The sequence below is a fragment of the Pseudomonas sp. PNPG3 genome, assembly GCF_023093815.1.
Classification (GTDB): Bacteria; Pseudomonadota; Gammaproteobacteria; order Pseudomonadales; family Pseudomonadaceae; genus Aquipseudomonas; species Aquipseudomonas asiatica.
The window spans coordinates 49,900-74,145 of record NZ_JALLKV010000011.1 but is presented as its reverse complement, the minus strand read 5'-3'; the positions used below and the strand labels follow the sequence as shown (position 1 = coordinate 74,145).

Below are 24,246 nucleotides of genomic sequence, written 5' to 3'. Positions count from 1 at the left end.
CTGCGCATTCAACTAAATACCACCGCATGCCAAGGCGAAACCTGTCGACTGGCGCCTCCATTGACCACGGAGTATTCAGCATGACCAGCACACCCGTGCCTTTCCATCAGGCCCAGATTGTCCGTAACCTGCCTACCTGGTGCCGAACGATGCACCCCGACCATACCCGCCGCGTCGTGCAGAGCGTGCGCAAGGACTACCTCGACGAAAACGGCTCGCCTTACGCCTGGTACGCTGCAGCCAGCGATGAAGACCAGGCGCGTTTACGACAGCTGATCAGCGCCCGCAATGCCGGGTTCAAAGCGCTGCAAGCCTTGCTCGATGACTTCAGGCAGATCAGCGAATTCTGCAAGCCTTTGCTCGAGGGCCGGTTGGGCCCGGATGTCGAAGTGGACAAAGCCCAGTACCTGCACCAGCCGTTCAAGGTGTACACCACGCTGGAAAATGTCCCAGGCCTCGATTTTTCCCTCGGCGGTGACGATACGTACATCAAGCGCCCCGAAGGGCCGCCACAGAAGCGCTCGCTGCTGGAGGCCGCACTGCACAATTTCGAAGGGCCCGACGAAGTGGGCCCGTTCGACACCCTGACCCTTGGCACGGACAACGTCGCCTCACTTCCCGGGCTCGAGCCCGAAGCGTTCGTGAACCTTTGCCGAAGCCTGAACCTGGGCCAGCAGTATCAAGACCACCTGCAGGGCATTTATGAAGGCCCCAGAAAGGCCGCGATCGAACAGCAGTGGATCGATGCAAGCCAGCAGGCACTGAAAACCGAGGCAATGATCGCCTACCTCAAGGGCCTGTTGACGCTCAAAGGCCACAATGCTCTGGTACAGCTATGCGACAACGAAAGCACGCCGCGTTACGGCGAACACAAGCTTCGCTGCTGGCGCTTCAGCCTGTTCGGCATCCCGCTTCATGGCGTACTGCTGATAGGCCCCGATGAAGCCGACCAGACCAACCCCTGCATGCTCTACATTCCCCACGATTCCGAACACCCGGTAAGGGAGTTCGCTTCCTTGCAAAAAGCCGGCTCACTCATGCGTCAACGCCTGGTGCAAACCACGTTTCGCCAGCACTTGATCAGCTTCGCTGACCAGGACAACCAGGTCGAGCTCAGCCGCAAGCTCGAAAATGCCTTGTTCGAGCACGACGCCTCCACACGCAAACCCAAGAACAAGCCTGAGCTGCACTTCAAACGAACGCGCCTGGCCTTTCCTATCTGGCAGGTGCTTTACAGAGACCACAAGCGCCGCGTCAAGGCAACTGCCAGAGCAATTGCAGTACCGACCGCCGATGCCGACGCCAAGGCACGCAAGGAACGGCTGCAGCACTGGCTGGACGCAGGCATGAACGTACTGAACGTGGCCGCCTTCTTCGTGCCTGGGCTGGATGCCGCGATGCTTGGGGTATTTGCCTACGACCTCATGGACTCGGTGTTCACCGGGTTCGAAGCCTGGGAAGAAGGCGATACCCAGGAAGCGCTGCAACAACTCGAGTCGCTGGCCATCAATGCCGCCGTGATTGCCGGTTTCGCCGTCGGCAGCAAAGCGCTCAAGGCATCGGGGTTCGTCGATGCGCTGGAAAGCGTCTGGAAAGGTGGCCGCGAACGGCTTTGGCACCCAGACATGGGCCCTTACAGCACTTCGAGCTCGTTGCCGGTGGGTGTGCAGAAAAATGCCCAAGGGCTCTACATCATCGATGGCAAAACCCACGTTTGGCTTCAAGGCAAACTGTATGAGGTGTTCGAAACCGACGGACAGTGGCATGTGCGCCACCCGGACGCCCCCGATGCCTACACTCCGGCCTTGCGCAACCTCGGCGACCAGCGCTGGCAGTTGGCCCACGACAACCCGCTCGAATGGGACGATGCGCAGTTGCTCGAGGGGCTGGGCCGGTTCGGCCAGGGGCTGGATGCATCGGACCAACTTGCCGCCTTGCGCATTACCGAAGTCGACGCAGACACCTTGCGTCGCAGCCAGGTCACCGGCTCGCAGCCGCCGCCTCTGCTGGCCGATACCTTGCTGCGCCTGCGACTGGCTGACGACGTGGAGGGCATCATCACCCGGGTACGTCATGGCCAGCCTTTGGCTGCACATATGAACTTCGCGCTGCCGGAACTGGTACAGCTGCCTGGCTGGCCCGAGAACTACAGGCTGAAGGTCTTCACCGGTGCCGAAAAATGGGGGGAGGCAGACTATTTCGGTGCGCAGCCAAAAGCAGACACAGTACAAATCGAGATCGGCCGCGAAGAGCTTGACGATGGCGAACTGAGCAAGATTGTCCTGGCGGGGATGGATGAAGATGTCATACAGCAGCTGCTACCCGATACGCCAGTAGAGCAGCGCCCGGGCGCCCTGAACGAGCTGCTGGCCAACCACCTGACAGCACGTCGTCACGAAATCTTCGCGAGCATGCTGGAAAGCCATCGCGCACCGCTTGGCGACGAAGCACAGACCTTGGGCCGCCAGTTCCCCGGCTTGCCTGACAATGCCCTGGAAGAGCTCGTCGCACATGCCGACAGCACCGAACGCGAACGCCTGAAGAACGGGCGCGTGCCCTTGCGCGTGGCTGAAGAAGCCCGCTACCTGCAGGCCCGCGCCCGCCTCGATCGTGCCTTGACCGGCCTGTACCGAGCAGACCTGGCCAATGCCGACAGCCAGCTGCTGCGCGATGCATTGGTAGCCGAACAGCCGCAGGCGAGTGAAGCCGAGCTGTTCGCCAGCGCCGTCGCCGACCGATCGGGCTGCGCCGTGCTGCTTGGCCAGCAATCAATCAAGCCAGGCTTTCGCTCGCCCATGCGCCTGGCACATGGGCGAATCGGTTACCCGCTCAGTGGTCGAGGAGCAGCAATCAGCACATCCGCCGCGACAAGTCGGCTCAATCGACTTTTCCCTTCTCTGAATAGCAAACAAATCACCGCCCTGAGCGACGAATTGAGCCGGACCCGTGACCTGGGCTCGGCAATTCGGCAACTGGAGACGGAGTGGCAAACGCTGGATAGCAATCTGGAAAGTTGGTACAAGAGCGCCCCTGACATCTTCAGGCGCCAGGATCGAGAAAAATGCGCCGAAAGCCTCAAAGAGGCCTGGCGGCGGGAGGGTTCAGCCAAACTGGGCACGCTCGTTCTGGAGAAGATACAAATATCCGAGCTGCCAGCGATCACAGCGAGCCTGCCCTACATCCGTGAACTCAAGCTGAACGATCTGCAACTGCAACGACTGGACAGGGCGTTCCTGTCATGCTTCCCCAACCTGCAAGTGCTGAGAGTGACCAACATCGCGACAATCAACCCGCAAGCGTTGTTCGAAGCGCTCGAAGCGGTGCCCAAGCTGCAAACACTGGACCTGACCAACAATACCGTTGTTACCCTCTCACCCACCGCACAACGAGTGCTGGCAGCGATGCCAGGCTTGCGCGAACTGAACCTGACCGGCAACAACCTTACATTGGATCAAGCGACATTGGCTTTCCTCTGCGATCAGCCGCTTAATATCCTGAAGCTGAGTCGAAATCGCATCACGCTTGATGAAAACCTCGCCACACGCTTCCAGGACATGATCCATCCGCAGCAACTGGACCTGAGCTTCAACTCGCTGCAACACGCGCCTGATGTGCGCTACATGGCGCGGCTGCAGCACCTGGATCTGGACAGAACTCAGCTGCATGCCTTTCCCCCTGGCCTGAGCACCCTGATGAACCAGCGACAGTACCAGTTACGTTACCTGAACCTCTCGTCCAACCACATTCCCAATGTTCCGGACCTGGTAAACATCCTGCGCAGCCCGTATGTGCGGGACGTCGCAGCGCGCGTGCGCGATCGCCGTTGGCTTTTCAACTACAACAATCTGGAAGCCGAGCCGGCCAGGCAACTGCGCGCAAGAGGCGTCAACATCTTCGAGCACCCGCCCGAAAGGCAGGAGTGGCAACGGCTCTGGCGCGATTCCGCAACCGATCATCAGGTACAGGTGTGGTCCGACCTGTTCGATCAGAACGACAATGGCGACCTGCAAGCGGTGTTGGAGCGTCTGACCGACTCGGTGGAAGCGCGAAGAGATCTGCGAAGCCTGCGTGCCCGAGTGTGGGAACTGTTGGAGCAGGCCCACGGGGACGCGGTGTTGCGCGAGCGTTTGAACGAGGTGGCGAAAATCTTCCCGCCCACTTGCGGTGACGCCGGCGCCGATGCGTTCAGCGCCCTGGAAGTGGAGTTGCTGATCCACCAGGTATCTGGGGAAGCACAGGACACGGCAAAGCCGATACTCGACCTTTATCGCAAGCTGTACCGTCGCGAGAAAGTCAACGAACTGGCCGATCGCATCAGCCTGCAACGCGGTTTGCGCAAGCGGGCGCTGCAGGAACATGCTGGTCAGTTACCGGACCGTGACGTACTGGATGTCGCGGCGGCGTTCCCCGATGCGGACCTGACCACAGGCCTGGTCGACGATATTGAAGTCCGCCTGGCATTGCGCCAGTCGTTGAGCGAAGACCTCGATTTTCCAGAACCCAGCAGCGGCATGCTCTATAGGGACCTCGCCAAGATCAACCAGCAGATCATCGACAACGTGCGCGATGCCGTGGTCGAACTCGATGCCGACACCACTGCCCGACAACTGTGGATAAGCGAACGGCCGGTCTGGGTTGATTACCTCAAGCGCAAATATGCCAGCCAGTTCGAGGCCATTACCGACTTCTGGCGCCCTGGCCTCGATTACCTCTTTTATTGCCTGGATGAAAGCCAGGAGGCGATCACGCACCTGGACAAATCGATAATACGGGCATTGGCCCCGGAAATGCCTGGCCTTGCGCTGGACGAAAACGGCACGCTGCGCCGGGTTCCGCTCAGTGGGAAAGCGTATTTCAAGGCTATGGAAGCCTTGACCAAGGCACAGGAGGAGGTGGAAGCCGGGCTATTGCTGAGCCTTACCCGGCAAGAAGACATCCTCGATGCCTGAAAGCTGATCAATGACCACGCAGGTCTTCGAAGAAGGCCTGCCGCCCATCCACCTGGCTCGACGCACGCGGCGCTGCCGCCGCCTCTGCGTTAGCCGCCTCCACATGCCAATAGCAGTGCCTGACCGCGCGGGTTACCGCCACGTAGGCCAGGCGCTGCACCTCTTCCTTCTGCGCGGTATCGAACGGCTGGGCATCACCGGCCTTGCCCAGCCCGGCCTGGCGATACACCTGGTTCTTGTAGGGTGAACTGGTCAGGTACTGGCAGTCGCCCAGCATGAACACTGCATCGGCTTGCAAGCCCTTGGCACTGTGGTAGGTCAACTGGCGCAGCCGGCGCTGCTCGGCCGGCAACGCCGCCTCGGCGTGCAGCACGCCTTGCAGGTGCTCGTTCATCAGCGCCCTGTCGCTGCCCTTGCGGTACAGCATCATCACCGTCTCGCCACGCTGGTAGTGCTCGATCAGTGTTTCACCCAGGGCTGCCTCGTCACGGTCGAACACTTTTACCGGCGAGCCTGGCAACTCGGCCGCCGGGCCACTGGCCCGGGCTTTCTTGCCGGCTATCGCCGGGGTGCCCTTGACCAGGTGCTCGGCCGCGTCGATCACCTGCTGCTGGCAACGGTAGTTGTCGACCAGCATCACCCGAGTGTTGGCCGGCGACGGGAAGGCCTTGGTGAATTCCATGAAGTACTTGGGCGAACTGCCACGCCAGCCGTAGATCGACTGCCAGTCGTCGCCCACGCACAGCAGCGACGAATGCTGGGCATGGCGCCCGGTGTGCATCGCCGGGCCGCGACGACGGATCTCGGCGAGGCTGGCGCGAAGCCAGCTGACGATCTGCGGTGACACGTCCTGGAACTCGTCGATCATCAGGTGCGCCAGCGGCCGCAGCAACGGGTCGGGCAGCAGTTGCAGGTTTTCCGGGTTGTTCTCGCCGAACAAGGCGAACATGCGGTTGTAGCTCATCACCGGCGGCGACTGGTCCAGCAGGTGCGCCTCCAGGGCCTTCCAGTACAGGGCCAGGGCCTCGAAGAACAGCGCATCGCTGTCGCCGGACGGGAAGCTCATCGCCGCGACGGCAGTGTTCACCTCCAGGCCGAGGTTTTCGATGAAGTTCGCCGCGCCAACAAAGGCATCGAGCAGCGGCGCCGGGGCCAGTTCGCCCTTGACCTTGTATTCGAAGCCGGGGCCGGCCACGGCATCACCGGCCAGCGACGCTGCCAGGCGCCGGGCCATGGCGTAGTTGTCGAGCCAGATCAGCGGCTGGTCGCAGAAGGCCTGCAACAGGGTGCGCTTGACCGCCCACTCGGCACGCACTGCCAGCTTGGCACCGGGGCGCTGGTACTGCGCGCTTTCCGCCGGGTCGAAGCCCAGCACGAGCAGAGGCCCCTGGCCGGCCAGACGGCCATGCACATGGAAGCGGCTGCCACGAATCTCGATGGTCTCGCGGCAGGGTTCGATGCCCTTGATCGGCCAGGCGCCGGCGGCGAACCACAGGTCTTCGATCACGTCGCACAGCTCTTCGTCGCGCTGGGCAGCCAGCTGGGTTACCTGGGCGCGCTTCTGCACATCGGGGTTGTTCGGGTCCAGCGGCTTCAGCTGCAGGGCTTCGCTGCGCAACAGGCCGACCAGCTCGGCAAAACGCGGGCTCTCGCCCAGCAGCGTGCTGTAGCACTGGTTCAGTTGCTGGCGCTGGGCATCGTTCAGGCGCAGGTCGAACGGGTTGCTCTCGGCCTCGGCCTCACGCCCGGCCGGCATCTCGTTGCCCAGCGTTTCGAACGCGCGCACCTGGCCAAAACCCGGCAGGCTGCGCACCAGCGGCAGGATGCGCGAATGGAACGTGCGCACCAGCTCGCGGGCCTGCGGCGGTTGCAGGTTGATCTGCCACAGGGCGAAAACCTGCAGCAGGCGCTTGATGAAGTCCTTGCGCGACTCGCGGGTGAAGGTGACCACGGTCATCGCATCCAGCTCGTAGCCCAGGTAGTGGCGCAACAGCAGGATGCGCAGCACCAGCGAGGTGGACTTGCCCGCCCCGGCCCCTGCCACCACGCAGGTGGACGGTGTGTCACTGAAAATCAGCTTCCATTGCGCGGCACTGGGTTGCGCCTCGGCGGGCAGACGCTGGGCGACATCGGCCTTGAAGCGCTTTTTCAGCTCGGCAGTCAGCGGCAGGCGCCAGTCATCGAACAGGTTGTCATCCCGGCCCGGTACGGCGGCGGTGTCTGGCCGGGTGTCGCGGATCACCAGCACCTGGCGCCCGGCCTCGTAACCTTCCACCCGCCCGCGTTCGAACCCTTCACGCACGCCATCGGCATGGCCACTGCGCTGGCCGCTGGCGTGGCCGAGGAACCAGGAGTCGCGGTGCTGGGCCTGCAGGCGGGTCAGGCCACGCCCCAGCAGGCGGGCCGCCAGGCGGCGAAACCAAGGCAGTTGTGCAGGAGGGGTAAGGTCGGCGGGGGCCTGGGGTTGCTCGTGGGCCACGGTCACTCCGTTGAAAAACAAAATCAGCGGGCATGTTCGCCGCATCGACAAAAAATCGCCAGCGAATGCTTGCAGATCAGTGGATTAGGCGATGAAGCGAATAAAACACTCGATCGCATTAAATCAATTTTACTGATTGTTTTAAGCCGATATTTACGCTTATTTTCGATGCTTCTTTGACGCATCATGGCCTCATTCCACTGATTCAAGGAGCACGACCATGCTGCAACTGCGACCGTTCGAAAGCCTCGGCCACGCCAACCACGGCTGGCTCGACGCCCACCACCATTTCTCGTTTGCCGAGTACTACGACCCGGCGCGCATGCACTGGGGCAACCTGCGGGTGTGGAACGACGACCTGATCGCTGCTGGCAGCGGCTTCCCGCCGCACCCGCACCGCGACATGGAAATCATCACCTATGTGCGTGAAGGCGCGATCAGTCACCAGGACAGCCTGGGTAACAAAGGCCGTACCGAAGCCGGTGACGTGCAGGTGATGAGCGCCGGCACTGGCATCGTGCATAGCGAGTACAACCTGGAAGACGTCGACACGCGTATTTTCCAGATCTGGATCGTGCCGGAGCGCACCGGCGAAGCACCGCAATGGGGTACCCGGCCGTTCCCCAAAGGTGAGCGTGGCGAAGGCTTCGTGACCCTGGCCAGCGGCCGTGCGGGCGATGAGGACAGCCTGCAGATCCGCACCGATGCGCGGCTGGTGGCTGCCACCCTGCGGGCCGGTGAAACTGCCGAGTACCGCTTCGATACCGCTCGCCGGGGTTACCTGGTGCCGGCCAAGGGGCTGGTGGAGGTCAACGGGCTGCGGGCCAAGGCGCGCGATGGCGTGGCGATCGAGCAGGAGGAGGTGCTGCGGGTGACCGCCATCGAGGACAGCGAGATCGTGCTGGTGGATGTGGCCTGACGGGTGACGCGTACCTGTGGGATGACTTTGCCCATGCTACCCGCGACGGGTTGGTGGGCGAGGTGGAACGGCTCGAGGGCGGTGTGGCGCGGGTGGTGTTCGACTTCAGGCCAGCGGCCGCGGGCCTTGCAAACGGCTTGAGATTGCCGGGGCTGCTTTGCAGCCCTTTCGCGACACAAGGCCGCTCCCACAGAACTGCACATGCCTAATTGAATTAGCAGGGACCCTGTGGGAGCGGGCAATCCCGCGAACACCGGCGGAGCCGGTGCCATCCTCCGCGTCGCCTGCTTCGCGGGCGCGCCCGCTCCCACAAGGGAATGTGACACGCTCTCGAACATTGTTCCCTATGCAACAGCGCAGCCCAAAGGGCTGGGCACTCTTCCACAGAACTGCACACGACTCATTGAATTAGCAGGGACTCTGTGGGAGCGGCTGAAGCCGCGAACATCGGCGCAGCCGGTGCCATGCTCCGCGTTGGATTCTTCGCGGCTAAAGCTACCCCGCATCATGACGACATGCACTAGCCTCGTGCGGCCAGTTCAGCGAGCACCTCGGCCGAGGTGGTGACCTGGCGGAAGTGATGCTTCCACAGGTCGGTGCCCAGCTTGCCCGACCTGTCCAGCGAAGACCCTACAGTCATGTCCGTGACCAGGGTGGGCATCAGCCCCGCATCGAACAGGGCAAAACCGGCGGCCAGCACGCAAGTTTCGGTCTGCAACCCACATACCAGCACCCTCTCCACGCCCAGTTGCCGGATGTACTCGATGGCCTCTGCGCTCTGCCCGTAGCCATGCTTGACGAACACCTGGTCAGCTTCGACCAGGCTCTCGTCCTCCGCCGCCGGGTGCCAGCCAAGCTGGCGCTCGAACGGCGTGACCTGTTCATCGTGCAACTCGACCGAGGCAATGGTGGGGATGTTGGCCGACAACCGACGCAGGCCATCGACCAGCCACTCGGGCGGGCTGAAGGTGGACTGGACATCGACAATGAGCAAAACCTGGCGCATGGGCGGATTCCGGGCATGGGCAAAGGCGCGGAGTATAACGCGATCGCCTGTGGGAAAGGCCTCAATGCCACGCTGCCAGGTTGTCCCCCTGGCGATCGCCAAGCACTTCCACCAGGCGCCCGCTGCGCAGGTGATCGGCCAGGCTCCACTCGGCCCGCAACAGGATACCCTGCCCGTCCAGCGCCCAGTTCAGGGCGACCTCGTCATCATTGGTGCTGAGGCTGCCATGCACCTTCACCGACTCGCTCTGCTTGCCGCGGCTCAGCCGCCAGATACCGAACGCGGCGTCATTCTGGCGTAACACGATGCAGGTTACTCCCACAGGTTCTCCACAGGGCTGAGTATTGTGGGGTATCTGTGAGTTATCTGTTGCCTGAACCAACCTCTTCGCGGGCAAGCCCGCTCCTACAGGGGTATCACCAAGCCTGAGGGCAGTGATATCCCTGTGGGAGCGGGCTTGCCCGCGAATGGGCCGCAGAGCGGCCCTTGCTGCGTCCTCCCAGGCCCTCAACCTGCCAGGTTGAAGTCCGCTACGGTCACCGTGGTTGCATCCGCCACCCCCACCAGGCGGATGGAGTCGGTAGCACCGATGCTGACCAGCGTGTCATTGCCGACATCGGCGATGGTGACGTTGGCGGCAAAGGTGGCCGCGGTAATGTTGAGGGCAGAGATATCCAGCCGGTCCTGGCCACCCTGCGGGACTGCGTCGAAGTTGATGATCAGGTCATTGCCGAAGCCGGCAGCGAACTGGAAGACATCATTGCCATCGGTGGCCATCATCGTGTCGTTGCCGGCACCGCCCACGACGGTATCGTTACCCGCCGCACCGTTGAGGAAGTCATTGCCGGCACCGCCCTGCAAGGTGTCATTGCCAACGTCACCAAACAGCGTGTCGTTGCCATCGCCACCCTGCAGCACATCGACGCCGTTGCCGCCGTCAAGGTTGTCATCGCCGGCACCACCCTGCAGGTTATCGTTGCCGGCGTCCCCGAACAGCGAGTCGTTACCGGCGCCGCCGTCGAGGGTGTCGTTGCCAGCGCCACCGTTCAGGGTGTCGCTGCCCAGGCCACCGAGCAACTGGTCGTTGCCGCCATCGCCGTTGAGGGTGTCGTTACCCGCCGCGCCGGTAATGATGTTCGCCAAGCCATTGCCGGTACCGGTGAAGTTGCCCGCCCCGATGTAGGTCAGGTTCTCGACGTTGGCACCCAGCGTGTAGCTGGCCGCCGTGGCACGCACGGTATCCGTACCACCAGCCGTAGCCTCGACCACTACATCCCCGGCGTTGTCCACCACATAGGTGTCGTCGCCCAGGCCACCGACCAGGCGGTCGATACCGGCACCGCCATCGAGCAGGTCATTGCCAGCACCACCGGTGATGGTGTTGGCCAGCGTGTTGCCGGTACCCGTGAAGTTGCCTGCCCCGGTAAAGGTCAGGTTTTCGACGTTGGCACCCAGGGTGTAGCTGGCAAGGGTGGTCTGCACCAGGTCGACACCGCCGTTCAGCGCCTCGCTCACGGTATCGCCGAGGTTGTCGACCACGAAGGTATCGTTGCCTGCACCGCCAACCATGGCATCCGCACCAAGCCCGCCGTTGAGGGTGTCGTTGCCGGCACCGCCGTCGAGGCTGTCGGGGTCGTTACCCCCGTTGAGGATGTCGTTACCATCACCGCCGAACAGTTGGTCGGCGCCGCCAAGGCCGTTGAGCACATCGTTGCCGCCCAGCCCCGAGAGCGTGTCATTGCCCGCACCACCGGTCAGGGTGTTGGCCCCGGCAGTACCGACCAGCACCACGCCTGCCGGCGGCACCACCGCCGCAGTCGCTGCCGAGGTCAGCGATTCCAGGGTGCCGAAGGCGTCGGTGTAGCTCACGACCACCCGCAACTGCCGGTTACCCTGTTCGAAGCCCGGAGTGAAGGTTGCAGCAGTGGCACCCGCGATGTTGCTGAAGGTGCCGCCAATGTTCTGCTGCCACTGGAAGCTGAACGCGCCCAGCCCATCCAGGTCGGCGATACTGCCGGTGAGCGCGGTCAGCGTCTGGCCCTGGTCTGGCGTGGTGTCGCTGATCAGCACGGCACCAGTGGGCGCATCGTTGACGTTGGCCACCGGGTCGAGGATGTCGGAGGCAATGCTTTCCTGCACACCGAAGTCATCCACGTAGCTGACCACCACCCGCATGTTCTGCCCCACCTGGTTCTGGGTAAGGAGGAAGGTGCTGTTGATGGCGCCAGCAATGTCGACCCAGCCGGTACCCCGGTTGGACTGCCACTGGAAGGTGAACCGCGGGTTGCTCAGGCCGTCGGCATCGACAATGGTTGCCGGGTTGGCGGTGAGCGTCTGGTTCTGCACCAGCAGCCCGGTCACGGTAGGCCCGGCAGTCGGCGCGTTGTTCGGCGCCGAATCGACGATTTCCAGCGTGCCCTTGGTGTCCTGGTACACCGCGCGTACGCGGATGTTCAGCCCCGCCACATCGTCCGTGACCCGGTAGGTGGTACCGACAGCTCGCGAAACCTCGCCGGCAGCAACGAAGGTGATGTCTTCATAGACCCCCGAACCTGGCAGGGTCTCTACTTGCCAGTAGTACGCCACCGGGCCGGTGATCGCACCGGTCAGGTTGGTTGCGCTGACATTGTCCGCGTCATGTACCGCCAGCGGGGTAACCCGCAGCAGCTGGCCGCTTACCGGTGTGTCGTCACGCACGCCGGTGGCAGCGTCAAGGATCACCAGGCTACCGGTGGGGCCGGCGTTGACGGCGGTACCCACACCGGAAGCTTGCGAGCTATCCGAGAACTGCAGGCGCTCGATGCCGGTCAGGCGGTCGACACCATCACGCCCGGCCACCGAGTCGGTGACGATCACCGAGTTGCCATCGACTACCACGCTGTAGTCGCTGGCCACCCCCGAGTACACCGCCGTGTCGTAGCTGTCGGTGCCGTTGAGGATTTCGCGAACGATCACCAGCTGGCCCGGGTTGTAGGTGCCATTGAGCATCAGCGGCACCATCGGCTCCATGCTGTCGTAGCTGGCGATTTCCGGGCCAGTGCCGTCGCTGTTGGCGCGCACGCTGATGCGCACGTTCAGCCACTTGTCACCGTCGAGGATGTCGTCGCCGCCGCGGCCTTCGATCAGATCGCTACCACTGCCACCGAGGATGATGTTGCCACCATCGTAGAACGTTGCACCGGCGGCCAGCAGGCTGGACAGGCCATTGATCAGGCTGATGTTGGTCAGTACGCTGCCGTTGGCGCCATTGGTCGGCAAGGTGGCAGAGGTTTCGCTGTCACCACGCAGGAAGTCGCCATGAGCCGACCCCGACAGGCCTTCCATGATGTCGAAGCGCACCAGCGCAGACGCGCCCGAACCCGGTACCGGCGGCACATCGAAGAAGCGGTCGCTGAAGTCGACAGTCACGCCCTGGGCCAGGCCCTTGAAGGTTGCCCAGTCGTAGCCGGAACCACCGATGTAGCGGTCACCGAAGCCCAGGCTGCCGACCATGATGTCGTCACCGCCTTCACCGTTGAACTTGTCGTTCTCGTTGCCACCGATGAACACGTCGTTGCCGATGATCGGGTCGTTGCCGAGCGGGTCGAAGTTGTCGCCAGGCGCACCGTCCGAGGTACCCTTCTCGATCCAGTCGTCACCTTCGTTGCCCATGTCCTGCTCGTTGGCCTTGCTGCCCAGGATGAAGTCGTTGCCCTGGCCGCCAATGGCTTCGGAGGCGTCCTCACCGGTAACGATGAAGTCGTTGCCGAAACCGCCGATGATCAGGTTGATGCCATTACCGCCGTGCAGCACATCGTTGCCGTCGCCGCCCTGGATGTTGTCGTCACCACCCATGTCGCTGATGATGTCGTCGCCGGCACCACCACGCAGCTGGTCGTTGCCGTCGCCACCCTCGATGCGGTCGTTGCCGCCATCGCCCCAGACAGTGTCGTCACCCTCGCTGGAAACCAGGATGTCGTCACCGTTGGTGCCACCCAGCACAATGTGCTGGTCACCGGCGTAGCGGATGTAGTTGGTGTCCGGGCCTACTGTCAGCGGGCTGTCGCGGAACACCACCTGCTCGCCGTTTTCGCCCAGTGGGTCGGCATTGCCCAAGCCTTCGTTGAACTGCTTGCTCTGGTCCACTTCCAGGTAGAAGCCAACGTCGGAGAACACCAGGCCCGGCAGGTGGGTGGCCGAGGTGTTGGCCATGATCAGTTTGGCGAACGAGTTGCTTTCCAGCTCGGCATTCATCGACAGGCCGGCGGTGCGCTCCAGGTAGTAGAAGCGGTCGCCGTCCTGCAGTTTCTCCAACTGGTTTTCGAACACGAAGTTGAACGTGGTGCCCAGCATGCCGCCGAACGGGGTTTTCGCCTCCGCCAGGCCACCGATCCACAGGTCGATGGCATCGACACCGGTCACGGTCACTGCCCGCAGGTCATCGACGGTGCCGAGCACGCCATCCTTGCCAGGCAGGGTGACGTTGGCGTAGGCGCCGGTGCTGTTGAGGAAGTCCAGGCGATCGGCTGGCGCGCCGTCGCCGCCGAACACCAGGGCCATGGCCGCCGCGCGTTTCTCCAGCAACGTGGTGGCCCCGGTGATGGTGCTGTGGGTGCCGTAGGCGGCGATGAAGTTGATCAACGACTCCGGATGCTTCAGGTGCTGTACCAGGTCGACCCAGCTGGTGTACGGCTTGAGCTGGGTATCGCCGGTTTGCGCGTAGATGTCGCGGCGCACGGCGTTCAGCGAAGGGATACCGACGTCGCGGCCACGGGCGATGTTGATCGCCGGCAGGTCCAGCGGCAGGCCGAGCAGGTTGTTGCGTAGCGCCTCGGTGACGAACTCGTCGATCTCGTTACCGGCCTGGCGGGTTACCCCGCGCACGATGGCGCTGGTGGCATCCTCGGGGGTGACGCCACTGGCGGCATACGCCAGCGGGTTGAGGAACGCCGCGATCAGGCCCAGTTGCTGGTCGGGGTTGGCGCTGGCCGGGTCACTGATGACGGTGAAGTCGACGTCGAAGCGGTCGACGGTTTCGGTCAGCATCGAGTGGCCAAAGCGGTACACGGTGTGGGCGAATTCGGCCACGATCGACGCATCGAGGTCGACGTCATACACCTGGGTCGGGGCGAAGAACAAGTCGACCCGCGGCTGCACGGTACGGGCGAACTCCTCGAACACCAGGTGCTGGTACTGCATCTCGGTACCGAACTTGGCGGCCTGGAACAGCCGCTCGCCATTCCACACCAGTGCGTCGATCTCGGCCTGGTTAGCCGGCAGCGCGCTCAACGGGTTGAGCAGCCACTCGTTGATGAAGGCCAGGTCACCCGAGTCGAGCACGGTGTCCATGGTCTGCGCCACCAGCCGGTTGTGCTCGGAGTGGAAGATCGCATGCACGGCGGTCAGGCCGATGTTCTCGTTGACCCTGCCGTCGCCGGCAATGTAGTGCGCATCGAGCAGCTCGTTGTCGTAGGCCAGGTTGGCGCCAGTCTGCGGGTTCACCGGCACGGCGTTGCCGACATCGGTATCAGCATCAGGCACCAGCACGCCATTGCTGAACACCGGCACGGCATTGTGGGCGATGTCGGCAAGGAACTGGTGACCGGTGCGCACGGCGTTGGTCAGGCTGATCGGCGCCAGCGGGTTGCCCTCGACCTGCTGGTCGTCGGCCGTGCCGGCAATGCCGTCGGCACCTTTCATGATCACCATCGGGAAGCCGTTGGGCCCCTTGATGAAGTTGCCGTAGGCATCGGTCGCCAGCAGCGGCACGTTGTCTACATCGGCATCGGTCAGGTTGATGCCCAGTACGTCACGGGCCTGGGCCTTGACCACCTTCCAGATCGCCATGCCACCAATTTCGGTGTCGTCGGCGGTACCGTAGCGGCCGTCGGCGCCCAGGTCCCGGTTGGTGATCAACCGGCCGGTGGCAATAGGCCCGTCGTCAGTCAGCACATAGCCGCGCAGGAACACCTGGTGCGAGGGGTGCGAGCTGTAGGTCTGGTTCTGGTCCACGAACGGCGAGGTGGTATTGGTGTGCTCGTGGATGTCGTCGGCCGTGCCAAGCACGCCGTCCGGCCCAGGCTGGTTGGTCGCACGTGTCACCACCATGAAGTTGGTGAAACCGCCCTCCACGTACAGCGGGTCATCCGGTTGCAGCGGGATGTAGATGGTGCCCGAGCCCCCCTTGGTGACCAGGTCCAGGCCATGGTCGAAGAACTGCCCGAAGAAGGTCATCCAGGCGTTGAACGGCGCGGACAGGCCGGCATCGGCGGCGGTGTTCTCGAACAGGTAAACGTCGTGATCGTCGTCGGTGCCGAACTGGCCGTCCAGGCCCGGGCTGGCGACGATGTGCACGCCGTCCTTGAGCACGTCGTCATTGCCCTCGACGCCGAAGTTGAGCACGCCGTCCGCACCCGGATCATACGCGGTGGCATAGGCCGCCGGGTTGTTGGAGGTCTGGTCGACGATCAGGTTACTGATGGTGCGCGGCTGCGAGTCGAATACCGGGCCACTGGTCTGCTGGTACGACGAGCCCGGAATGGCCGGCGAGCCAGGGCCGAAGAAGCCGGCCGGTGCACCTTCGGCCGGGTTGAACACCGGGTCGGTCACGCGCGGGAAGACGTTATCGGCCGCACCGAACTCGGTGTTGTTGATGCCGTTGAGGTTCATCAGGTTGTTGTTCGAACCATCCACCGCCCGCAGGCCGAGTGGCGCACGGATGTTGGGCAGCAGCGAGAGGATGTCTGCCCCGTTGGCGTCGGCCTCGGCAATCTTGATTTGCTCGAGGATGAAGTTGAGGTCGGAGCGCACCATGTGCAGCCCGGCACCGCCTGCCGTGGCATCCACCACCGGCGTGGCTGGCGTCGGTACCACAGGCGCGCCCGGTTGCACCACGGTGGTGGGCTGGGAGAACAGCACTTCGGTGGTGCCATGGGCGTCCTGGTAGATCGCCTTGACCCGCAACGACAACCCGGCCAGGTCCGGCGACACCTTGAACGTGGTGCCGTCGGCGCTCTGGAACGCCAGGTCGCCTGCCGGCAGCAGGATGATGTCTTCGAACACACCGCTGCCCGGGGTGGCCTCGAACTGCCAGTAGTACGACACCGAACGGTCAGCGAGCGTGCCAAGCGGGTTGCCGGCGCTGATGTTGTCGGCATCCCGCACGCCGGCCACGTTTACCGTAAGGAGGTCACCCACGGTAATCGCGCCGCCGTTGTTATCAGTAACGGTCGGGCTGCCGACAGGCTGCGCATTCAGCCCTTCCACCAGCACCCGCTGGCTGTCTGCGAACTGCAGGCGCTCGATGTGCAGCAGGGTATCGACGCCATCGCGGCCGGCCACGTTGTCGGTCACCGTCCAGACGTCATCGGAAGTGTCCAGCGTACCTTTGGTGTTCTGCGTCACCGTGTACTCGCTCTGCACCCCCGAAAACACCGCCGTGTCGAACGCCGCCCCACCCGTCGAGGTGCCGGGCAGGATTTCCCGCACGGCCTTGAGCTGGCCAGGGTTGTAGGTACGGTCGAGCATGAACGGAATCATGTCGACCATGCTGTCGAAGCTGGCGATTTCAGGGCCGGTGTGGTTGACGTCTCCCGGCGCGTACACGGCGATGCGCACGTTGAGCCACTTGTCGCCGTCGATCAGGTCATCACCGCCACGGCCTTCGATCAGGTCGCTGCCGTTGCCGCCGAGCATGATGTTACCGGTGGCAAAGCCGGTGGTCGGCAACCCGGCATCGGCCAGGAACTGCTGCAGGCCACGGATCAGCGCCACGTTGGTCAGCGCACTACCGGTAGCACCACCATGGTTGAGGATGGTCACGGCATCGACATTATCGCCCTTGAGCACATCGGCGAAGTTCGAACCGGACACGCCCTCGACCTCGGCGAAGCGGTCGAGGATGGAGGCCGGCGAGGCGCCGACCGGGTTGAAAATACCGGTGTTCTGGTTCGGTGCGTTGCCATGAGGCTGAGCCAGGGCGGCCAGGGTCAGGTCGACGGTGACGCCGACCTGGTCATTCTTGTTGGTAACCCAGTCGAAACCGGACATGCCATCCATCTTGTCCTGGGCATCGCTGCCGACAAAGATGTCATCGCCGCCCTCGCCTATCATTTCGTCGAAGCCGCCACCACCGACGAAGATGTCGTTGCCGACCACTTCGTCACCCAGCAGCGGCGCAAAGTTGTCGCCGGGCGCACCGTCCTGGGTGCCCTTCTCGATCCAGTCGTCACCCTCGTTGCCGGTCGGTGGCAGGTTGGTCTTGGCGCCGAGAATGAAGTCGTCGCCCTGGCCGCCGAAGGTGGTGCTGATGTCTTCGGTGGTGATGATGAAGTCCTGGCCGTTGCCGCCCAGGATCAGGTTGCCGGCCGCCAGCATGCTGCCGGCAACGATGACGTCGTTGCCATCGTTGCCTTCCAGGCGGTTGTCGCCGAAGGAGTCGGTGATGATGTCATCACCGGCACCGCCCAGCACCGCATCGTTGCCCGCACCGCCTTCCAGGGTGTCATTGCCGGCGTCGCCGTAGAGGGTATCGTCGCCCTCACTGGAAATGATGATGTCGTTGCCAGCGGTGCCGCCCAGCACCACGTGGTCTTTGCCGGTGTAATGCAAGAAGTTGGTGTCGGTGCCCACGGTATCGGGGTTGTCGCGAATCACCTGCGACACCACTTCGACACCGTTGATCATGATGCCGCCCGTCGGGTCGGCCCGGCCGTCGGCGCCCAGGCCGGTGAACTGCTTGGTCTGGTCCACTTCCAGGGTGAAGGTGGGCGTGAGGAACACGGTGTTGGACAGGTGGGTGACATCGGAGTTGAGCATGATCAGCTTGGCGAAGGAGTTGTTCTCCAGTTCGGTGCCGAAGTTCATGCCCGCCGTACGCGACAGGTAGTAGAACCGATCGCCGTTCTGCAGGGCTTCCAGCTGGGTTTCGAAGACGAAGTTGAAGCTGGAGCCGAGCATGCCGCCGAACGGCATTTTCTTCTCGGCCAGGCCGCCGACCCAGAAGTCGATGGCATCGACACCGGTCACGGTCACCCCGGTGATGTCATCGGCGGTGCCGGCGATGCCGTCGGCACCGGCCAGTGTCACGTTGGCATAGGCGCCGGTGCCGTTGAGGAAGTCCAGGCGGTCTGCTGGCGCGCCGTCACCGCCAAGCACCAGCGCCACGGCAGCGGCGCGCTTGGCCGCTTCGGTGTCCGCCCCGGTGATGGTGGCGTGGGTACCGTAGGCGGCGATGAAGTTGATCAGCGACGCCGGGTGCTTGAGGTGGTCGGCAAAGTCGGCCCAGCTGATGTAGGGCTTGAGCTGGCTGTCGCCAGTCATGGCGTAGAACTCGCGGCGCGCCTCGTTCAGGGTGGGGATGCCGGTGTCACGGCCACGCGCGATGTTCAGCGCAGGCAGGTCCAGCGGCAGGCCGAGCAGGTTGTTGCGCAGCGCTTCGGTGACGAACTCGTCGATTTCGTTGCCCAACTGGCGGGTGACACCGCGGATGATCGCACCGGCCGCTTCATCGGCAGTGGCGCCACTGCCGGCGAATGCCAGCGGGTTGAGGAAGGCAGCGATCAGGCCCAGCTGCGGGTCGTCATTCACCGTGGCGAACGTCGGGTCGTAGCGGTCGACGGTTTCGGTCAGCATCGAGTGGCCGAAGCGGTAAACCACGTGGGCGAACTCGGCGAGGATGGCCGGGTCGATCGAGGTGTCATAGCCGTTGGGGGCGAGAAACTCGTCGATCTGCGGCTGAATGGTGCGGGCGAACTCCTCGAACACCAGGTGCTGGTACTGCATTTCGGTGCCGAATTTGGCAGCCTGGAACAGCCGCTCGCCGTCCCATACCAGCGCGGCGATTTCGGCGGGCGTGGTGGGGATGGCAGCGACATCATCGATCAGCCACTGGTTGAGAAACGCCAGGTCGCCGGCGGCCAGCAGGGTGTCCTTGGTCTGCTGCACCAGGCGGTTGTGCTCGGAGTGGAACACGTGGTGCACGGCGGTCAGGCCGATGTTCTCGTTCACCCGGCCGTCGCCGGCGATGTAGTGGGCGTCGAGCAGTTCGTTGTCATAGGTCAGGTTATTGCCGCCAGGCCCGGTTGGCTGCGCGTTGCCGACGGCAATATCGGCGTCGGCCTGCAGCACACCGTTCACGATCACCGGCGCGGCGTTGTGGGCGATGTCGTCAAGGAAGCCATGCCCGGTGCTCACGGCATTGGCCAGGCTGATAGGCGCGTCGCGGTTGCCTTCGACCAGCGTGGTGACGTCGTCGGCGGTACCGGCAATGCCGTCGGCACCATTGTTCACGCGCATCACCACCTGTGGCATGCCGTTGGGCCCACGCAGGAAGTTGCCGTAGGGGTCGGTGGCCAGCAGTGGCACGCTGTGCACATCGGCGTCGGTCAGGTTGATACCCAGCAGGTCGCGGGCCTGGGCCTTGACCACTGCCCAGGTGGCCATGCCACCGCTTTCACCATTGCCATCGTCGGCGGTGCCGAAGCGGCCATCGGCGCCCAGGTCACGGTTGGTGATCAACCGCCCGGTGGCTACCGGGTCGCCTGCGGCATTGAGCGTGTATTCACGCAGGAACACCTGGTGCGAGGGGTGCGAGCTGTAGGTCTGGCTCTGGTCGACGAACGGCGAGGTAGTGTTGGTCTGGCCATCGTCGGCAGTACCCACCACACCATCGGCGCCTGCAGTACGCACCGCGCGCGGCAGCACCATGAAGTTGGTCGGGCTACCTTCGACGTACAGCGGGTCGTCCGGCTGCAGCGGGATGAACACGACGTCGGTGCTGCTCTTGGTGACCAGGTCCAGGCCGTGGTCGAAGAACTGGCCGAAGAAGGTCATCCAGGCGTTGAAGCCGGCGGTCAGGCCGACGTCGGGCGACACGTTGGGGATGAAGAACACCTCCGTGTCGTCAGCGGTGCCGAATACCCCGTCGATGCCGGGGCTGATCACCGGGGCGGCGCCGCCATTGGCTTCGACCGCTGCCGGGTTGTTCGCCGTCTGGTCGACGATCAGGTTGCTGATGGTGCGTGGTTGCGAGTCGATGACCGTGCCGGTGCCGGCATAGTCGCCGGTGAAGGATGGGCTGAGCAGGCGCAGGAACGAATTGTCGGCGGCGCCGAACTCGCTCTGCCCGGTCACCAGGTTGTTGTAGCTGCCGTCCACGGTACGCAGGCCGAACGGCACCTGGCTGTTGGGCAGCAGGTCGATCAGGCTGGCGCCATCGGCATGCGCTTCGGCGATGAAGATCTGCTGAAGGATGAACTCCAGGTCCGACTTGCTGAAATCTGCCATTTCAATTGCCCTCGATCTGTCGGGAGATGACTCAGGGCAACAGGGTCCTTCCCGCGCCCAGTCAATGTGACGTGCGCAGTTCTGATTCTGGGTTCTGGGGCAGTTGGGCACTACGGTGCTGCGTTATCGCCACTGGCCTCATCGCCGGTTAGCCGGCTCCCACAGGAATGGCGGGAACCTTGTAAATGGTGCGATACAGGTAGGCACCGCACACACATCGACCCCAGCTCGCACAGGGTCCGAATACATCAGACTAAAGTCGTAGAAGAAAACCTTGTCAATATCCCGTCAAAAATTCACGCAACGCTGACAGCGCTATACAACTTACTGTTTTCACGGCACTTATGAAAAGTTCAAAGATTTTATAGAGCAAAAAGATATTACCGAGTGTTTTACTGCAACCTACGCTCCAGCATGTGGGAGCAGCGCAGCGTTTTGGACCATTCGCCCTCAGAGCGACCCGCCTGCGAGCCGACCAGAAGCCACAACTACCGCTGTACGGGCCGCCGCAAGGGCTTCCCGTTTGTGATAAAGGGAGGCCCCGATGCACAAGCCACCACGCACTCGTTCCGAGCTGGCCGACGTGCTGTTCCGCCTGCGCCGCAGCTTTTTTGCCCTGGCCGCCTTCAGCGGCGTCATTAACGTCATGATGTTGACGCCAGCTATTTATATGTTGCAGGTGTACGACCGCGCCCTGGTCAGCCGCAACGTCACCACCCTGACCATGCTCACCTTGCTGGTGATCGGCCTGTTCATGCTGATGTCGGCCCTGGAGATGGTCCGCACCCGCGTACTGATCCGGGTCGGCAACTTCCTCGACATGGATCTGAACCGACGCATCTTCAGCGCTGCCTTCGAACGCAACCTGAGCCGCGCCGGCGGCAACCCGGCCCAGGCCTTGCAGGACCTGACCCAGGTACGGCAGTTTCTCACCGGCAACGGCCTGTTCGCCTTCTTCGATGCCCCGTGGACGCCGATCTACCTGCTGGTCTGCTACCTGATCCACCCACTGCTGGGGCTGGTGACGTTGATCGGTTCGCTGATCCTGGTGGGCCTGGCCTACCTAACCGAGAAGGCCACGCAAAAACCCTTGGCCGAGGCCAACCAGGCGGCACTGTCCTCGGCCAGCTACGCCAACAACAACCTGCGCAACGCCGAAGTGATCGAAGCCATGGGCATGCTGCCAGCGATCGGCAAGCGCTGGTTTCAGGGCCATTTGCGCATCCTGCAGATGCAGACCCTGGCCTCCGACCGCGCGGCGATCATCAGTAGCACCGGGCGCTTCGTGCGCATTACCTTGCAATCGGTGATCCTCGGTGCCGGCGCACTGCTGGCGATCGAAGGCAAGATCACCCCCGGCATGATGATTGCCTGCTCGATCCTCACCGGCCGCGCCCTGGCCCCGGTAGAACAGGTGATCGCCGCGTGGAAGCAACTACAAGGCAGCCGTTCCGCCTGGGGCCGGCTCAACGACCTGCTGCACGACTACCCGCAGCGGCCACCAAGCATGTCGCTGCAACGGCCAATGGGCATGCTGGCCGTGGAAAACGTGGTCGCCGGTGCTCCCGGCACCAGCAACAGCATCGTGCGCGGGGTCAGCTTCAGCCTGGTCCCGGGTGAAAGCCTGGGCATCATCGGCCCGTCGGCTTCGGGCAAATCCACCCTCGCCCGCCTGCTGGTAGGCGTGTGGCCGACCCAGGCCGGCAAGGTGCGCCTGGACGGCGCCGACATCTTCACCTGGAACAAGGCCGAACTTGGCCCGTGGCTCGGTTACCTGCCACAGGACGTGGAGTTGTTCGAGGGCACCATCGCCGAAAACATCGCACGCTTTGCCGAAGTGGACAGCGAAGCAGTGATCCGCGCCGCCCGCAGCAGCGGTGTGCACGACATGATCCTGCGCTTCCCGCAGGGCTACGACACCCGACTGGCAGCCGACGGCAGCCCGCTGTCCGGTGGCCAGAAGCAACGCATCGCCCTGGCCCGCGCGTTGTATGGCGAGCCGAACCTGGTGGTGCTGGACGAGCCCAACGCCAACCTCGATGACGTTGGCGAAAAGGCCCTGGTCGATGCGCTGGCCGAACTCAAGGCACGCGGGGCCACGGTAATCCTGATTTCCCACCGGCCCAATGTGCTGTGCGCGGTCGACAAGGTGCTGATGCTGCGTGACGGTGCCGTGCACATGCTCGGCAGCCGCGACGAAGTGTTCGCGGCGCTGCGCAAGGCCAGCGTGATCCCGACGGCGACCGCTGCGCCGCTGGCGTCGGTAAAAGTACGGGAGTGACCGATCATGCAGATGACCCAACACACCGAGTTGATTCCCGCCGAGGCTCGCAACGAGATCGACCTGGACATTCATCGGCCGGCACGCTGGGGCGTGTGGCTGGTCGCCGCCGGCTTTGGCGGTTTCCTGCTGTGGTCGGGCCTGGCGCCGCTGGATGCCGGTGTGGTCGCCACCGGTACCGTCAAGGTCAGCAGCAACCGCAAGGCCGTGCAGCACCTGACCGGTGGCACGGTCGAGGCGATCCTGGTGCGTGAAGGCGATGTTGTGAAGAAAGGCCAGGAGGTGGTACGCCTGGACGCCCTGCGCGCGGTGGCCGAACAGGGTGCGGTCAGTGCCCAGTACATCGTCAGCAAGACCGTGGAGAACCGCCTGGAAGCCGAGCGCGATGGCCGCGACCAGGTCACCTTCGACCCTGCCCTGCTCAAGCACTACGGCGGCGACCCGCGCCTGCTGGCAGCGATGGACCTGCAACAGCGCCTGCTGGACACCCGCCGCGCGGGCCTGGCTGGCGAACTGAGCATCCTCGAGGAAAACCTGGCTGCCACGGCGGTGCAGCTCAAGGGCCTGCAGCAGGTGTATGGCGCCCGCGCCTCGCAGATCGGCTTCCTCAACCAGGAACTGCAAGGCACACGCGTGCTCGCCGCCGAAGGCTATGTACCACGCAATCGCCTGCTGGAGCTGGAGCGCAACAATGCCGACCTGTCCGCCGGTCAGGCCGAAAACCTCAACAACATTGCCCGGGCGCGCAGCCAGGCCACCGAGATCAAGCTGCGCATCCTGCAACGCCAGCACGACTACCTCAAGGAAGTGGAATCACAGCTGACCGATACCGCCAAGGAGAACACCACCCTGGCCGATCGCCTGCGCGCGCTGGACTACGAAGTGACCCATACGGTGATCCGCTCGCCGATCGACGGCATGGTCCAGGCCCTGAGCATCGCCACGGTCGGCGGCATCATCCAGCCAGGGGCCAAGATCATGGAGGTGGTACCGCTCGACCAGCCGTTGCAGGTGGACGCGATGATCCCGGTGCAGGCCATCGACAAGATGGTGCCGGGCCTGGACGTGGACCTGGCCTTCCCGGCCTTCAACCATGCGAAGACGCCGAATATCCCGGGGCGGGTCAAGACCATCTCCGCCGACCGCCTGATGGACGAAGAAAGCAAGCAGCCGTATTACCTGGCCCAGGTGGAAGTGACGCAGGACGGCATGGCCCTGCTGGGCAGCAACCATATCCGCCCCGGGATGCCGGCCACCGTCACCATCAAGACCGGCGAGCGCAACCTGCTCAGCTACCTGCTCAAGCCGATGCTCGAACGCGTGGACGCCTCGTTCAAGGAGCAATGA

Annotated in this window: 7 protein-coding genes and 2 pseudogenes; 5 read left to right on the top strand and 4 right to left on the bottom strand. The window is 63.6% G+C overall.

What is annotated here, in order from left to right; all coding sequences use genetic code 11:
• The first annotated feature begins 80 nt into the window (after positions 1-80).
• Positions 81-4,949, top strand: coding sequence for an NEL-type E3 ubiquitin ligase domain-containing protein (locus MJ643_RS10300; RefSeq protein ID WP_332108787.1), 4,869 nt, complete (start codon positions 81-83; stop codon positions 4,947-4,949).
• 7 nt (positions 4,950-4,956) lie between these two features.
• Here the strand turns inward: MJ643_RS10300 and MJ643_RS10295 are convergent, their stop codons facing one another.
• Entirely contained in the window at positions 4,957-7,473 is a 2,517-nt protein-coding gene (locus MJ643_RS10295; protein WP_038409309.1) for a UvrD-helicase domain-containing protein, read from the bottom strand.
• Positions 7,474-7,648: 175 nt separating this feature from the next.
• Between MJ643_RS10295 and MJ643_RS10290 the strand changes: the two genes are divergently transcribed.
• Together MJ643_RS10290 and MJ643_RS10285 are read left to right on the top strand one after the other, a co-directional pair.
• Complete coding sequence (locus MJ643_RS10290; protein ID WP_013972071.1) at positions 7,649-8,347, top strand: pirin family protein; 699 nt, start codon at positions 7,649-7,651, stop codon at positions 8,345-8,347.
• A pseudogene (locus tag MJ643_RS10285) lies at positions 8,344-8,556 on the top strand (hypothetical protein); the annotation flags it as partial. The gene MJ643_RS10290 and the pseudogene MJ643_RS10285, both read left to right, overlap by 4 nt.
• 311 nt (positions 8,557-8,867) lie before the next feature.
• Here MJ643_RS10285 and MJ643_RS10280 read toward each other — a convergent pair.
• The 3 genes and pseudogenes from MJ643_RS10280 to MJ643_RS10270 form a co-directional block, all read right to left on the bottom strand.
• Complete coding sequence (locus MJ643_RS10280; protein ID WP_085721581.1) at positions 8,868-9,353, bottom strand: isochorismatase family cysteine hydrolase; 486 nt, start codon at positions 9,351-9,353, stop codon at positions 8,868-8,870.
• A gap of 94 nt (positions 9,354-9,447) precedes the next feature.
• Positions 9,448-9,663 (bottom strand): annotated as a pseudogene (locus MJ643_RS10275) (LysR family transcriptional regulator); the annotation flags it as partial.
• Positions 9,664-9,860: 197 nt separating this feature from the next.
• Complete coding sequence (locus MJ643_RS10270; protein ID WP_247726789.1) at positions 9,861-20,618, bottom strand: peroxidase family protein; 10,758 nt, start codon at positions 20,616-20,618, stop codon at positions 9,861-9,863.
• Positions 20,619-21,162: 544 nt separating this feature from the next.
• Between MJ643_RS10270 and MJ643_RS10265 the strand changes: the two genes are divergently transcribed.
• The gene (locus tag MJ643_RS10265; RefSeq protein ID WP_024086777.1) at positions 21,163-22,899 is read left to right on the top strand and encodes a type I secretion system permease/ATPase; all 1,737 of its coding nucleotides are present in this window, start codon (positions 21,163-21,165) and stop codon (positions 22,897-22,899) included.
• A 6-nt stretch (positions 22,900-22,905) separates the two neighbouring features.
• Complete coding sequence (locus tag MJ643_RS10260) at positions 22,906-24,246, top strand: HlyD family type I secretion periplasmic adaptor subunit (RefSeq protein WP_023663259.1); 1,341 nt, start codon at positions 22,906-22,908, stop codon at positions 24,244-24,246.

Coding starts and splice junctions, on each gene's coding strand:
- MJ643_RS10295 (WP_038409309.1), bottom strand. CDS start 7,473: ATGCGGCGAACATGCCCGCTGATTTTGTTTTTCAACGGAGTGACCGTG.
- MJ643_RS10300 (WP_332108787.1), top strand. CDS start 81: ATGACCAGCACACCCGTGCCTTTCCATCAGGCCCAGATTGTCCGTAAC.
- MJ643_RS10270 (WP_247726789.1), bottom strand. CDS start 20,618: ATGGCAGATTTCAGCAAGTCGGACCTGGAGTTCATCCTTCAGCAGATC.
- MJ643_RS10260 (WP_023663259.1), top strand. CDS start 22,906: ATGCAGATGACCCAACACACCGAGTTGATTCCCGCCGAGGCTCGCAAC.
- MJ643_RS10290 (WP_013972071.1), top strand. CDS start 7,649: ATGCTGCAACTGCGACCGTTCGAAAGCCTCGGCCACGCCAACCACGGC.
- MJ643_RS10280 (WP_085721581.1), bottom strand. CDS start 9,353: ATGCGCCAGGTTTTGCTCATTGTCGATGTCCAGTCCACCTTCAGCCCG.
- MJ643_RS10265 (WP_024086777.1), top strand. CDS start 21,163: ATGCACAAGCCACCACGCACTCGTTCCGAGCTGGCCGACGTGCTGTTC.